Below are 14,322 nucleotides of genomic sequence, written 5' to 3'. Positions count from 1 at the left end.
TAATATATTGTTCAGTAAGCGAAGATAAATTTAAAGGTTAACAATCAAACGTATAATGTGTATAATGGTAAACATTACGAAATTTATATGAGATGATGGTTTGCCAGAGAGACGAATTGAAATTTTACTTAGAGGTGAAGAACGTCATGGCTATTAAGCTAACTTCAATAGAACAATTCGAACAAGTGATTACAAACAATCATGATATTTTTATTTTTAAACATAGTAATACATGTCCTATTTCAGAAAATGCATTAGATCAATTTAATAAATTTTTATATGAGCGAGATATGGATGGCTACTATCTCATTGTGCAACAAGAACGTGAACTATCCGACTATATTGCGGATAAGACAGGTATCAAGCATGAAACACCACAAGCGTTTTATTTTGTAGATGGTGATGTAAAGTGGCATGATAGTCATCAAAATATCAATGTATCTTCACTTGCGAAAGCAGAAGGTTAATGACAGAACAGTAAGAACGTGATGGGCACTCAAGTCAATTGTTGAGAGGCTACGCGTTCTTTTTTGATGCGATTTTATGGTAAAATGAGAAGATGATTGAATGAATGAGGTGACAAGATGAAAGTACTAGTAGCCATGGATGCATATCATGGTATTATTTCCAGCTATGATGCCAATCGTTTTGTTGAAGAAGCGGTTGCGAGTCATATTGAAGATGCAGACATTGTACAAGTGCCGTTGTTCAATGGACGTCACGAGCTATTGGAAGCTGTCTTTTTGTGGCGTTCTGGTACACAGTATCACATTGATATACATGACGCGCAAATGCGTCCAGTAGAAGCAACGTATGGCCAAACAGAAGAAGGTTTAACTGTTATTGAAGCGAGTCAATTTTTAACAGCAGACGTCCCATCTATACAACAAACAAGCTATGGTTTAGGTGAAGTGATTAATCATGCACTTGATAAAGATGCCAAACATTTCGCGATTTCAGTAGGCGGAACGCAAGTGTTTGACGGCGGTGCGGGTATGTTACAAGCACTGGGTGTCCGTTTTTATAACGACGAAGGACAACAAGTCGATATGCGACAAGGTGCAGGGCAAATCAAATACATTCGTCGTATTGATGTTTCAGGGCTCCGTGATGATATTTATCAAGCGCGTATTCAAATTTTGAGTGATTTTGACAGTCATTTGTACGGCAAGAAAAGTGAAGTGATGCAACGTTATCGTGAAATCGGTATGTCGCGTGACGAAGCGGTAGAACTTGATAACTTACTGTGGTATTTTAGCGAATTGTTTAAAAATAACTTACGCATTGCGCTGGGGCCTATTACACGAGGCGGTGCTGGTGGTGGCATTGCCGCTGTTACACATGCTTTATTACGTGGGGAAATTGTCACAAGTCATGTACTTGTAGACCAAATTATGGGCCTAGATGAACTTGTAGAACATGCAGACTTGATTATTTTTGGAGAAGGCATCAATGAACAGGATCAACAAATAGAAACTTCTTCATTGCGCATTGCTGAATTGGCACAACAATACGGTAAGCCATGTATCGCAATTTGTGGAACATCTGATAAGTTTGCACGTTTTGAAACATTAGGTGTTACAGGTATGTTTAATACGTTTATTGAAATGCCGACTGCTTATCCAGACTTCAAGCTAGGCATTCAATTGCGTAACTATACGATTCAAGCGATTAAATTACTGCAAGCAACATTATCATAAGTATGCAATTATAATAAATCGTATACTAAACATAATGATATAGTATTTTATTAGAGTAAATTGATTAAGTTGACGGTTATATGTAAAAAGTGTACACTGAGCATAGTGAATTTTTGGAGGGATACCCAAGTCTGGCTTAAGGGGACCGGATTTTATATCTGGTTAGGAGCTTTATGCTTGCGTTGGTTCGAATCCTTCTCCCTCCGTAAACTTTTGAGACCAGGCATTGTTATGATGTCTGGTTTTTTCTATTTTATGGTAGAATAACGATATGTTAACTGATAAAAAAGGAGCTGTTTGATTGATGGAGTTTGGTCGTTTGAATCAACAAGAGTATCAAACATTTGTTCAAGAACATTTTTCGCATTATACACAAAGTGCTGAGCATTTCGCTTTTCGTGATGTGAATCAAAAAGATGCCCATCTCGTAGGTGTGAAAGATGAGAATGGTACAGTTTTAGCAGCATGTTTACTGACAGAAGCAAGAAGTTTAAAGTTCTTTAAATATTTTTATACGCATAGAGGACCTGTCATGGATTACAGTGATTTGAATCTTGTGAAGTTTTTCTATAGCAACCTAACAAAATATTTGAAAAAGCATCAATGTCTATATGTTTTAACAGATCCGTATTTATTAGAAAATTTGCGTGATGCGAAAGGGAATATTGTAGAGGATTACGACAATAGCTTATTTATCAAGCAAATGGAACAGCTCGGTTATCAACATCAAGGATATACAGTAGGTTATTCACAAATGAGCCAGATTCGTTGGCTATCTGTTCTAGACTTAGCAGATAAGACAGAAGACCAATTATTGAGAGAAATGGATTACCAAACAAGACGTAATATCAAAAAGACGTATGAAATGGATGTACAAGTGCGTACGTTATCAATAGACGAAACAGACCGCTTCTTTAAGTTGTTTAGAATGGCGGAAGAAAAGCACGGTTTTAAGTTTCGTGATCAAGACTACTTTGAAAAGATGCAACGTACGTATCCGAACAATAGCATGTTAAAGTTAGCGTACATTGATTTGGAGAACTTGTTAGAAAAGCAAAAAGTTCAACATGAAACGTTACGTAAAGAACTTGACGAAGCGGAACAAAAGCTACAAGAAAATCCAAATTCTAAAAAAAGTAAGACGAAACATCAACAAGTTACACAACAATTTGAAAAACAAGAGAAGAAAATTGCCCAAACGGAATCACTGATCGAAACAGATGGTAAGGTGTTAGACTTAGCTGCGGCATTGTACATTTATAACGAACATGAAATGTATTATTTATCCAGTGGCTCGAACCCTAAATATAACGCATATATGGGCGCATATCGACTACAATGGGATATGATTAAGTTTGCGAAAGAACACAATATTGATCGCTACAATTTCTATGGTATTACAGGTGACTTTAGTGATGATGCCGAAGATAAAGGTGTGCAACGCTTTAAAGAAGGCTTTAACGCACATGTGGAAGAGTATATCGGTGACTTTATCAAGCCTGTCAAACCAATTTTCTATAAGTTATATCAATTATTAAATCGCTAAAAAAAGCCGTATTTTTAAAAGGTGTGTAGACACTTTCTAAAAATACGGCTTTTGTTATATTAACGTCGACGTGCAATCATGTTGAGCAATGGGCGATAGTCGTTGTCGATGAGTCCGGTAAATTCAACAATCAACTCAATCGTAATAATAATTAAGATAATCATTAAGAAAACGCCCCAAGGTTGTGATAAGTACAGAATCACACTTACAACACTGAACATAATCGCGATAGAATAAATTAAAATAACGGTTTGGCGATGCGTGTAGCCCAAGTCTAATAATCTATGATGTAAGTGAGACTTGTCGGCTTGCATAATATGTTGGCCTTTTTTCACACGGCGTACCATCGCAAACAACGTATCGATAAACGGCACGGCTAAAATCACAACTGGGAAAAATAACGAAATTAACGTAATATTTTTAAATCCTAAAAGTGATACAAAGCCAATGATAAAGCCGAGTAATAGCGCACCATTGTCACCTAAAAAGATTTTGGCTGGATGGAAGTTGAAAACTAAAAATCCGAGCAGTGCACCAATTTGAACGCTACATATCATAATAATAAAAATATTACCTTGTAAAATCGCAATGAATGCAATTGTGACATAGGCGATAGTAGAGACACCGGCGGCTAAGCCATCTAAACCGTCAATCAGGTTAATGGCATTGATAATCGCAACAAACCAAATGATGGTAATAGGAATGCTCAACCAACCAAAGTGAATAATAGGTCCCATTGGTAGTGAGATAAAATCAATTGTGACACCATACATCACAACGATTGATGCAGCTGCTACTTGGCCAAGTAGTTTCAAGACGGGCTTGATATCGTACAAATCATCGATAAGGCCGACTATATAGATTACAATCGCACCAAGTAATAGTGGTTTCGTTTCACGCTCAATTGGATGACCTAACCAAACGCCAATAAAAAAAGCGATTAAGATGACCGCGCCACCCATCATCGATATCGGTTGTGTATGGACTTTGCGAAAGTTTGGTTTATCAACAATATCTAATTTTTTGGATACTGCAATCACAATGGGTGTGGCGATTAAGCTGACAATCATTGAGACTGCAATGAGTGTTAATGTATACATCAGGTCACCCTCATAACTAAGTTAAATTACTTTAAAATAATAGCTGCTATTTTTGAAGTAAAACGCGATAAATAGGCTATAATATTAAATCTTCAAGGGAGTAGCTTTTTATTACTGCTCATCCTTATTTAGGTAGGGCGACAAAACTTAAAATAAGATTTCGAGCTCGTACCCTATATGAGAATTATAAAGTTTTATTTCATTTTCTAACTTTATTTATCTTATCACATCTTATCCCAATAAGGCTCCTAAAATAATAGTATTTCTTTGTGTCTTTTTACTAGCATAGCTGATGACAAAAAATGACTTTTCCCATACAATAGATGATGATGTAAAGGAGACGAAGCTTATGATTGAAGCAATTATTTACAATATTTCAGTCACAATCGCAGGTATTTATTTGTTCCATCGTTTGCAGTATGCGGAATCACACGATTTTCGCTTTTCTAAAAGTTATATTACTGTCTTAATGACAATCGTTGGCTTACTGCTAACTTTTTATCCAGTGCCGATCGCTGGCTATGCGATTCAGTTATCATTTGTACCATTATTATTTTTAGGACGTTACACAAATGGCTTTTACACATTTATCTCAGCAATGATTATTGCGCTTGTTGGCTATTTTGTGCTTACAATGCCACTTGTATTTGCCATTGCACTGATTATCATTGCAGCCGTCGCAAGTACAGTTGGTCCATTTATTAAATATAATCATATTATTGCAATTCAAATTTTAAATGTCATCAGTATTGTGATTTTATTATTGATTGCATGGTTAGCGCCAAGCTACGATATTCTTGAAGTGTTATACATGGTGCCGTTATCGATTGTCGCAACTTTAGTAACGGCTGTGTTCTACGTCGATTTGCATCATTTCTTTAGCTTGATAGAACGCTATGAAAATGAAGAAACGATTGATTACTTAACAGGACTCGGCAATGTTAAAGAATTTGACCGTCATCTGAATGAAGTATCGAATAAAGCACAACAACAGTCTCAAAGTCTTGCTTTACTGTTGATTGATATTGACGGATTTAAAGATGTCAATGATGAACATACACATAGCGCAGGAGATGCCGTACTGAAACAAATGGCGCATTTATTAGAAAATTATGTGCCGAAACAGACGAAAATCTTCCGTAATGGTGGGGAAGAATTTTCAGTCGTGTTACGTAATTATTCTTTAGATGAATGTGTGAAACTTGCAGAAAGTATTCGTGTAGCAGTCGAAAAATCAAGTTTTCATCTGCCAGACAAAACGGTTATTAAATTATCTGTATCTATCGGTGTCGGTTATTTAACAGATGATGCATACAAATCGCAACGCAAAGTCTTTAAAGATGCCGATGATATGTTACATGTGGCTAAAAATGAAGGTCGCAATAAAGTGATGTTTAATCCAATTATTAAATTACAATAGTAGAAAAGCCCTCAAAACGTGAGAAGACGTTTTGAGGGCTTTTGCACTTTTAGGCGTTGTGTAAATGAACAATTGCATCTTTAATATGTGGATTGAGAGAATCGTATTGATGAATGTCGGTTGCATCAATCCAAGCGTAGTGATCGAATTCACCACGATCAATTTGGATATTAGAAATATCATCAATTTTCACGTGATACGTATAGACACAGCGCTGATGGGCTTTATTGATGAACTGGTAGCCCAAGCAGCTAAAGTCGGAAATGTCGAGGTTCGTTTCTTCTTTAGCTTCACGAATGATGGCAGCGTCCATACTCTCGCCGTATTGTACCTTGCCAGCTGGTACATTCCATAGGCCGGGTGCAACTTCAACGTCTGGACGGCGTCGACATACTAAAAACTTACCGTTATGTTCAATAATTAATTCCACCGCAAAACGGAAATGTGACATATCAAGCTTTTGTGCCATGTGTTGGTGTAGGGCAGTCAGTATTTCTACTTCTTCTTGATGTGCAAGAATATTTGAATGTGATTCATTATGGAAGAAAAAGTCATCTAGTGCGTTAATAGAAACGACTTGATTGCGTCCAATATGACGTGTATATCTGGAGGCATTCGTTTCAATATCTGCTAATGTCAGTTTTTCAAAAGGCGCACCCCCGAGAATGGCTGTATTTTTGAAAATAGTGATGTCAAAATAGGGTGGTTGTCCATTTTCGGATGTATAGCTAATGACTTGAATCGTTATTAAAGGACCAACACTCACTTCTAAAAATTCACGATAAGTTGGCTTTTGTTCTTTATCGCTTAAAGAAGCAGTCGGTAATTGTGCATCACCAGCCTGTGTCAATTGTAGGTTGGCAGTTGCAATCTTATGATGTTCATCATCGACATAATCGATCATGGCAGATAGTTCAAATTCACCAAAGTTTTGAATGATATTGAGATGATGATAGGCGTCGTCATTGTCAAAAAAGCTTAGTTGCTCATTAAATGCTTTGCCATAGTATTTAAAAAAGTCGCTCGGTCGATAATCAGACACATGATAATTTTTCTGGGCTTCAATAAAGCCATATTTTTTATTAATGTCGGTAAAAAAGGTAAGTAATTCAATTAAATGATAGCCATCGTGCATGAGTGTGCCATAGCCATACTTATAAGGCTGCGTTTCTTTGAGTGCTGTATCACTTGGTAAGTACCAATGATCGCTCGATGAGGAAATATTGATTTTATTAATAGGAACGTTATATGTTTTTACAATTTGTTCAATCGTATCTCGCACATATTGATACCCCTTATGTGTGCGTTTCAATGATTGAACTTCAAATAATGTGTCGCCATTTGCTTGCCATTTTTCAACAAATGCCTGAAAGTTTTCGCTGATTTGCGATGAACCAACAGCAGTATTGGTATACATAGGCGTTGTAAGTGGCTTGTTACATAAAATATGGAGCTGTGCATTTAAACAAAAGTCAATGTACATTTCATGGCTGCGTGGCTCTGTAGCAATAATCGCATGTGTGACTTGTTCTTGCGTTACAACATCATGCAACCTCTTATGCACTTCAGAAGATAGCTTACGTTCATATTTCACACTATCATCTAAAAAAAGCGTTTCACAGGGTGTTTGGCTATCAGCGACTAACGCTTCAACCTGTGTTTTTGCTGACTGCAGTTCTACGATAATAATCTTGCTGAAAGTTGTTTCATTGCTCAAATAGTGCCAATACATATTTTGTGCATGCCTACCTAGGCCAAATAATAAACACTTCATGAGTGCATCCCCTCCTTGTATCAGAATTGTACAAATAATGCAAAAAGTTGTCAAAATGATTTATTCAATTATTAATAATTGCACTGATAAGCAATCTTCGTTCAAAAAGTTGCACGTATTTGTCTTTTTGTATTGCAACACCTGTTATTACAATGTAGACTGACAATTGATTTGACGTATTAAAACAAAGGAGGCTATCTCATGCCTGAAGCATTGACGATTATAGATGAAAATAAAGTCATAGATGTTGTATTACTTGCTGGCAAGGTATTGCTAGAAAGTGGTGCCGAAACGTATCGTGTAGAAGATACAATGGGACGTATTGCGGCGAGTTTCGGTTTGGAAGATACATATTCTTTCGTAACATCAACGGCGATTATTTTTTCACTGAACGACCGTACGAATACGCGTCTCGTACGTGTGCGTGAACGGACAACGGATTTAGAAAAAATAGCGATTGCGAACAATGTTTCTCGTAAAATTTCGCGCAACGAATTGTCATTGGACGAAGCGAAGTCGGAATTGATTCATTTAGAACAAGCATCGTTACAGTATTCGTTTGTTGTGAAGTTTTTATCTGCTGCCATTGCATCCGGATTTTTCATGTTTATGTTTGGTGGTGTCCGTCACGACTTCCCGTTTGCGGTACTTGCAGGGGCGGGGGCCTTTCTGACATTCGATATTGTACAACGCTTTATTCAGATTAAGTTCTTTTCAGAGTTCATTAGTTCAATGGTCGTAATTATGATTGCCGCCTTTTTTACTAAGATAGGTTGGGCTATAAACCAAGATATTATTACCATTGCAGGTGTAATGCCACTCGTACCAGGGATTTTGATTACCAATGCCATTCGTGACTTAATGGCCGGTGAATTACTCGCAGGTATGTCACGTGGTGTTGAAGCTGCCTTGACCGCATTTGCCATTGGTGCAGGTGTTGCGATTGTCTTACTTATTTTTTAGAGAGGGGGAGTTACGTTGACGTTGGTATTTTATTACGTTGCACAGTATTTAATTAGTTTTATTTCAACGATGTTATTTTCTATTCTATTCAACGCACCAAAACGTTTACTCGTCGCATCGGGTTTCGTTGGTGCGATGGGATGGATTATTTATAAATTTACGCTCGATTTGAATTACGGTACCGTTATGGCTGCCTTTTTCGGTAGTTTTATTTTAGGGATGATGAGTCACACGATGAGTCGTCACTATAAACGACCGGTTATTATCTTTATCGTGCCGGGAATTATCCCGCTTGTACCAGGGGGCGCAGCGTATGAAGCAACACGATTGTTAGTAACGAATTCCTATACCACTGCAGTGAACCAATTTTTAGAAGTGACATTGATCTCAGGTGCCATCGCATTCGGCATTTTATGTGCGGAGATCTTTTACTATATCTATACACGCATTAAACAAGGGTATGGTAAACTTAAAGGCAAAACATATCGCAAAGGTTATCATATGAATAACCGCATATAAGAGGAGTGTATGAGGATGAAAGAAGCAATCATTGAAAGACTTACACGTTATGTCACAATCAATACGCAGTCGGATCCTAAGAGTGACACGACGCCTTCAACAACACGCCAGTGGGACTTATTGCGTGTGTTAGAAGAAGAACTCAAGGCGATGGGACTTGAGACAGATATGGACGCGCATGGGTATCTTTTTACGACATTACCATCTAATATCGATAAAGATGTGCCGACAATTGGCTTTTTAGCACACGTCGATACATCGCCTGACTTCAATGCAGCGAACGTTAACCCACAAGTCATTGAACAATATGATGGTGGCGTCATTCAACTCGGTGACTCTGGACGTGAGATTGATCCGGCAGTCTTTCCGGATATGAAGAAAGTTGTAGGACATACACTCATGACGACAGATGGTACATCATTATTAGGTGCAGATGATAAAGCGGGTATCGTGGAAATCATGGAAGCATTGCAATATTTAACGACACATCCAGAAGTGCCACATGGTCGTATTCGCGTGGCGTTTACACCAGATGAAGAGATTGGTAGAGGACCACACCGTTTTGATGTTGAGCGCTTTGATGCTGACTTTGCATACACAATGGATGGTAGCCAATTAGGTGAGTTACAGTATGAAAGTTTTAATGCAGCTGAAGCGGTTGTGACGTTTGAAGGTGTCAATGTACATCCAGGCTCTGCAAAACATAAAATGGTTAATGCATTGAACTTGGCAATGTACTTTAACCAATTGTTACCGAGTGAAGAAGTGCCGGAACATACGGAAGGCTATGAAGGTTTCTATCATTTGATGCAATTGGAAGGAAATGTCGAAAAAGCGACAGCACAGTACATTATTCGTGACCATGACCGTACGACGTTTGAAAAGCGTAAGCAACAAATGATTAACATTCAACGAGACATTAATGCACGTTATCACTATCAACCTGTGAACATTGTGATTAACGATCAGTATCATAATATGGCGGAACAAATTTTGCCACATCCACATATTATCGACTTGCCTAAAGCAGTTTTTGCTGATTTAGGTATTACACCAAATACAGAACCAATTCGTGGTGGTACGGATGGTTCACAACTGTCATTTATGGGATTACCGACACCGAATATTTTTACAGGTTGCGACAACTTCCACGGGCCATACGAATATGCTTCTATCGACGTGATGAAGTTGGCAACACAAGTGATTATTGGTATTGCACAAAAAGTAACGGAAACAGAATAATCGTATACAAAAGGACTGATGACTTATTAAAAGCCGTCAGCCCTTTCTTTTTATAGGATATATTATTGTTCTTCAAGATCAAATGGTAGGCGTTTGACATCGTCTTCTACCAAGTCGAACTTCGCTTGTGTATGTGTGTTTAAGAATGTGATAAATGCATCACGTTCTTCTTCAATAACGTCGATATGATACGTCACTTTGTCTGTATAAACGGTGTCGCGCAAGAAGAACGTTGTTGACTGCAACTCGTATTCAAATTTACCAGTCAAGTCGTAATCAATCGTTACTTGCATTGGAATGGCAGGGCGCAGAACGATGCGACCGACATCTTGAATAACGTCACGCACAGCACCGCCATATGCGCGAATGAGACCGCCTGTACCTAGTTTAATGCCGCCAAAATAACGTGTAACGACAACCGCTGCATTATGGACATCGAGCTTTTTCAACATTTCCAGCATTGGGACGCCCGCAGTACCACTTGGTTCACCATCATCACTTGCCTTCTGGATATGCATCGTATCGCCCACGGTATATGCAGAACAGTTATGTGTGGCTTCACGGTGTTCTTTTTTCTTTTGAGCAATAAACGCCTTTGCATCTTCTTCAGTTTCAACTGGGATAATATGTGCGATAAACCGCGACTTGTTAATTACATTTTCAATTTCATGTTCGCTTTTAATTGTAATGACTGAACGTGTCATGTCTGTCATCCTTTACTTCAAAATTTCTTAGTTATGATTATACTATATTTTGTAACGGAAATAATAGTTAGCGATGTCTAATGAAAGAAAACGTATTCAAATTTCTTAGCAAAAATAATACATGAAATTTAGGTTAAAAGGATGTATGATAGTAAGAGGCAAAAAGGAAAAAATCAAATACAACTTGTTAAAAGATTTAATAAATGTATCATTATTGAGTATACAAAGTGAAAGTATCTACCGTACATAGAATCGTTAAAGCGAGTAATCAATTGTTAAATGTAGTACACTGAACCTTGTATCTCGTTTGAACAAGAATGTGTCAATTTATAGAGGAGGACGATGAGATGAAGATAGCTGTGATGACAGACTCAACAAGCTATATACCTCAATCTATCTTAAAGAAACATCATATACGCACAGTTCCATTGAGCATTACTTTGGAAAATGGCGAAAACTATAAAGAAAATGAAACAATTTTTGCGGACGAGTTCTTTTCCATTTTAGAACAATCCGAAACAATTCCAACGACAAGTCAACCAGCGATCGGTGAAATGATTCGCGCGTATGAAGCATACAGAGATGAAGGCTACACAGATGTTATCGTCGTTCATTTGTCGAGCGGCATCAGTGGTGCATACCAAACAGCCATTCAAGCTGCAGATATGGTAGAAGGCATCAATGTATTCCCATTTGATTCTAAGATTGCCTGCTTACCTGAAGGGGCTTTTGCGTTACGTGCGATCGAATTAATCGAAGCGGGTAAAGAGGTCCAAGAAATTTTAGCAGACCTTGAAGCAATGCGTGAAAATACAGGTGCATACTTAGTAGTAGATGACTTGAAGAACTTGCATAAAAGTGGACGTATTACAGGTGCACAAGCATGGATTGGTAACCTGTTAAAAATGAAACCAGTCTTAACATTTGAAGATGGTTTAATTGTTCCTTATGAAAAAGTGCGTACAAAAAAACGCGCATTAAAGTTAATTGAAGACAAAGCGATTGAGCTTGCGAATCAATATGAAGATCCAACGATTATGATTATTGGTGGCGATAACAAAGAAGAGTCACATCGCGTTTATCAAGAGATGATTGAGCGTTGTCCTGATAAAAATGTTGTCTTCTCTGAGTTCGGTCCAGTTATCTCATCACACTTAGGTTTAGGAAGCTTAGGTATTGGTGTCACAGACCGTCATATTGATTTTCCAGCAGAAGATGAAAAATAAGCATGAGACAGGAATCACATTTAAAAAGGTTCCGTTGTCATAGCCAGGCAAGGTTAAGTAGGCGTAAAAAAGCCCTTCAACTACTTGTCTTATCCATGAAATCTCAAACAAAATTGAATTAGTGTTATATGCATATAAAGCCGTTAAAAATTCATGAACTGAATTTTAGCGGTTTTTGTCATTTCTCCAAGTCATTTTATGTGTTCGTACGTGTAATAAAATACAAAGGGGGAATGGTGTATGTTGTATGGTCAGTTGGTTAATGATAAAGCACAGTTAACAACGGAACAGGTACGTGAGGAAACGGTTGGTGTAATTGAAGTGGATGGTACATGGTGTTGTAAACAATGTGGGACACAGAGAAAAGAAGATTTTTATACGTATACATCTAGTGTGTCGAAAATGCCAGTGACCTATTGTCGAAGGTGTATTCATATGGGGCGTATGTCGACGGTTGATCCTATATGGTTAACAGAAAGTGTGAATAGGTGTTCTGACGGGCACTATGCGTTGCCGTTTACGTTATCTGAGCAACAGCAATATGCGTCAGATAAGGTTTTACAAGCTGTGACGACGTATGACACACTACTCTTGCATGCGGTCACAGGTGCTGGAAAGACGGAGATGATTTTTGCGGCAATTGCTTATGCACGGCAGCGTGGTAATAATGTAGCAGTTGTCTCACCACGTGTAGATGTGGTCATTGAAGTAAGCAAACGCTTGTGTGAGGCATTTTGTGACGAAGCGATAGATGTGCTACATCAAGCAAGTCATCAGCAATATCATGGCCATTTTGTTGTATCAACAGTGCATCAGTTATATCGTTTTAAAGGTCATTTTGATGTCATTTTTGTTGATGAAGTAGATGCATTTCCGCTATCGATGGATGAGACGTTAATGAACGCGTTAACGCAAGCGAGTAAGGAGCAACATAGTGTTATTTATATGACTGCAACGCCACCAAAGTCGCTGATACGACAAGTTGGACGACAGCAAATTGTAACATTGCCTGCCCGTTTTCATCGTCATCCGCTCGTTGTACCGACATTCAAATATTTTAAAGTGCGTTATCAGCGTATACAACCTTACTTATTACGACGTATGTTGGACCAACAAACAGCCGGACGTACGACTTTATTATTTTTTAGTGACATTGATGCTATGTGTCAGTTTTACAAAACCTATGAAGATTATGTGGAAAATATGTGTTACGTGTATAGCGAAGATCCGCAACGCTTAACGAAAGTGGAGGCATTGCGTGACGGACAGTATTCGATTGTGCTCACAACAACCATTTTGGAACGCGGATTTACGATGGCAGCATTGGACGTATGGGTTATGGAAAGTCATCGTTATTCTGCGGCAGCCTTGATTCAAATTGCAGGTCGTGTTGGACGTAAGACGATTTGTCCAACAGGCGATGTGCTGTTATTGCATGAAGGGCGTACGCATGCGATGTATCGCGCACGAGCAGAAATAAAACGAATGAATCGCCTTGCGACAGAGAAAGGGTGGATTGATGGATGAAGTGCTTCGTATGTCGTATAGATATTGTTGAGACGCTGAGCTTCAGTAATTTATTTGAACCACCGCATTTATTATGTGACAGGTGTCGTACACGGCTTTCAGAATGTAAAATAGCGCATGATGCACGTTGCACATATTGTAAGGGGTATTTGATAGACGGCAGTTGCATGACGTGTGAACATTTAAGTAATTGTCCGGTTCGCTTTCATCAGATTTATGCACCGTTTGGTTATGATGGTTTGATGAAAGAGATGATTCAGCAGTATAAGTTTATGAAAGATGTGGCACTTGCGGAAGTGTTGGCGCGATATATGTGTTGGCCCAGTTTAACGTATGATATGGTTGTTCCGATGCCGTCTTCTCCGGATAATGATTGTGTTCGGACGTTTAATCCAGTCAAATATGTGTTAGACGTACGGAATATTCAATACGCTGATATTTTGACGATGACGCATCGACAGAAACAGTTCGATTTGACGAAAAAAGAGCGCTTTCGAATCAGCAATCGGATTAAAGTTGATAATGAAATAAACCTCGAAAACAAAAGTATCTTACTTGTAGATGATATTTACACAACGGGCAAAACAGCGCATAATACCGC

General features: G+C 38.3%; 13 protein-coding genes. 10 read left to right on the top strand and 3 right to left on the bottom strand.

Annotated features, from left to right (window positions below; translation table 11 throughout):
* Window positions 1–146: 146 nt before the first annotated feature.
* The 3 genes from ytxJ (at window position 147) to CD122_RS04430 (ending at window position 3,246) form a co-directional block, all read left to right on the top strand.
* Entirely contained in the window at window positions 147–467 is a 321-nt protein-coding gene (gene ytxJ / locus CD122_RS04445) for a bacillithiol system redox-active protein YtxJ (protein ID WP_103357802.1), read from the top strand.
* A gap of 117 nt (window positions 468–584) precedes the next feature.
* Window positions 585–1,700, top strand: a complete 1,116-nt coding sequence (locus CD122_RS04440; protein ID WP_103357801.1) for a glycerate kinase — start codon at window positions 585–587, stop codon at window positions 1,698–1,700.
* 304 nt (window positions 1,701–2,004) lie between these two features.
* On the top strand, window positions 2,005–3,246 hold the full coding sequence (locus CD122_RS04430; protein ID WP_103357800.1) for an aminoacyltransferase: 1,242 nt from the start codon (window positions 2,005–2,007) through the stop codon (window positions 3,244–3,246).
* A 59-nt stretch (window positions 3,247–3,305) separates the two neighbouring features.
* Here CD122_RS04430 and CD122_RS04425 read toward each other — a convergent pair whose 3' ends face one another.
* A complete protein-coding gene (locus tag CD122_RS04425) occupies window positions 3,306–4,346 on the bottom strand; it encodes a glycosyltransferase family 4 protein (RefSeq protein ID WP_103357799.1) in 1,041 nt (346 codons plus the stop codon).
* Between the two features lie 349 nt (window positions 4,347–4,695).
* On the opposite strand from CD122_RS04425, the gene gdpS reads away from it, so the two are divergent.
* Window positions 4,696–5,766 (top strand): GGDEF domain-containing protein GdpS, encoded by a 1,071-nt coding sequence (gene gdpS, locus CD122_RS04420; protein ID WP_103357798.1) that lies wholly within the window; start codon window positions 4,696–4,698, stop codon window positions 5,764–5,766.
* Window positions 5,767–5,815: 49 nt separating this feature from the next.
* Here the strand turns inward: gdpS and CD122_RS04415 are convergent, their stop codons facing one another.
* The gene (locus CD122_RS04415; RefSeq protein ID WP_103357797.1) at window positions 5,816–7,540 is read right to left on the bottom strand and encodes an NUDIX domain-containing protein; all 1,725 of its coding nucleotides are present in this window, start codon (window positions 7,538–7,540) and stop codon (window positions 5,816–5,818) included.
* A gap of 201 nt (window positions 7,541–7,741) precedes the next feature.
* On the opposite strand from CD122_RS04415, the gene CD122_RS04410 reads away from it, so the two are divergent.
* Genes CD122_RS04410 through pepT form a run of 3 tightly spaced genes read left to right on the top strand, consistent with a single transcriptional unit; the run spans window position 7,742 to window position 10,264 of the window.
* Window positions 7,742–8,503 carry a threonine/serine exporter family protein gene (locus CD122_RS04410; RefSeq protein ID WP_103357796.1) on the top strand — a complete coding sequence of 254 codons (762 nt, stop codon included), beginning with the start codon at window positions 7,742–7,744 and terminating at the stop codon, window positions 8,501–8,503.
* Between the two features lie 15 nt (window positions 8,504–8,518).
* Window positions 8,519–9,022, top strand: a complete 504-nt coding sequence (locus CD122_RS04405) for a threonine/serine exporter family protein (RefSeq protein WP_103357795.1) — start codon at window positions 8,519–8,521, stop codon at window positions 9,020–9,022.
* 15 nt (window positions 9,023–9,037) lie between these two features.
* Window positions 9,038–10,264: a peptidase T gene (pepT, locus tag CD122_RS04400; RefSeq protein ID WP_103357794.1), complete on the top strand. Its 1,227-nt coding sequence runs from the start codon at window positions 9,038–9,040 to the stop codon at window positions 10,262–10,264.
* Between the two features lie 62 nt (window positions 10,265–10,326).
* Here pepT and CD122_RS04395 read toward each other — a convergent pair whose 3' ends face one another.
* Window positions 10,327–10,968 (bottom strand): YigZ family protein, encoded by a 642-nt coding sequence (locus tag CD122_RS04395; RefSeq protein ID WP_103357793.1) that lies wholly within the window; start codon window positions 10,966–10,968, stop codon window positions 10,327–10,329.
* Between the two features lie 347 nt (window positions 10,969–11,315).
* On the opposite strand from CD122_RS04395, the gene fakB1 reads away from it, so the two are divergent.
* The 3 genes from fakB1 to CD122_RS04380 all read left to right on the top strand — a co-directional run.
* Entirely contained in the window at window positions 11,316–12,194 is an 879-nt protein-coding gene (gene fakB1, locus CD122_RS04390; RefSeq protein ID WP_103357792.1) for a fatty acid kinase binding subunit FakB1, read from the top strand.
* Between the two features lie 240 nt (window positions 12,195–12,434).
* Window positions 12,435–13,721, top strand: a complete 1,287-nt coding sequence (locus tag CD122_RS04385; protein WP_103357791.1) for a DEAD/DEAH box helicase family protein — start codon at window positions 12,435–12,437, stop codon at window positions 13,719–13,721.
* A gap of 167 nt (window positions 13,722–13,888) precedes the next feature.
* Window positions 13,889–14,322 (top strand): ComF family protein (locus CD122_RS04380; RefSeq protein WP_142381178.1); only part of this gene is annotated, 434 nt, incomplete at its 3' end.

The sequence above is a fragment of the Staphylococcus rostri genome, from assembly GCF_002902145.1.
Taxonomy (GTDB): Bacteria; Bacillota; Bacilli; order Staphylococcales; family Staphylococcaceae; genus Staphylococcus; species Staphylococcus rostri.
The sequence above is the reverse complement of the archived record's forward strand: the minus strand, read 5'-3'. Positions and strand labels throughout refer to the sequence as shown.

Bases quoted from the DNA above. Each gene is read 5' to 3' on its own strand.
- CD122_RS04415 (WP_103357797.1), bottom strand. From the start codon at position 7,540: ATGAAGTGTTTATTATTTGGCCTAGGTAGGCATGCACAAAATATGTAT.
- CD122_RS04395 (WP_103357793.1), bottom strand. From the start codon at position 10,968: ATGACACGTTCAGTCATTACAATTAAAAGCGAACATGAAATTGAAAAT.
- gdpS (WP_103357798.1), top strand. From the start codon at position 4,696: ATGATTGAAGCAATTATTTACAATATTTCAGTCACAATCGCAGGTATT.
- CD122_RS04410 (WP_103357796.1), top strand. From the start codon at position 7,742: ATGCCTGAAGCATTGACGATTATAGATGAAAATAAAGTCATAGATGTT.
- CD122_RS04430 (WP_103357800.1), top strand. From the start codon at position 2,005: ATGGAGTTTGGTCGTTTGAATCAACAAGAGTATCAAACATTTGTTCAA.
- CD122_RS04440 (WP_103357801.1), top strand. From the start codon at position 585: ATGAAAGTACTAGTAGCCATGGATGCATATCATGGTATTATTTCCAGC.
- CD122_RS04385 (WP_103357791.1), top strand. From the start codon at position 12,435: ATGTTGTATGGTCAGTTGGTTAATGATAAAGCACAGTTAACAACGGAA.
- CD122_RS04425 (WP_103357799.1), bottom strand. From the start codon at position 4,346: ATGTATACATTAACACTCATTGCAGTCTCAATGATTGTCAGCTTAATC.
- ytxJ (WP_103357802.1), top strand. From the start codon at position 147: ATGGCTATTAAGCTAACTTCAATAGAACAATTCGAACAAGTGATTACA.
- fakB1 (WP_103357792.1), top strand. From the start codon at position 11,316: ATGAAGATAGCTGTGATGACAGACTCAACAAGCTATATACCTCAATCT.
- pepT (WP_103357794.1), top strand. From the start codon at position 9,038: ATGAAAGAAGCAATCATTGAAAGACTTACACGTTATGTCACAATCAAT.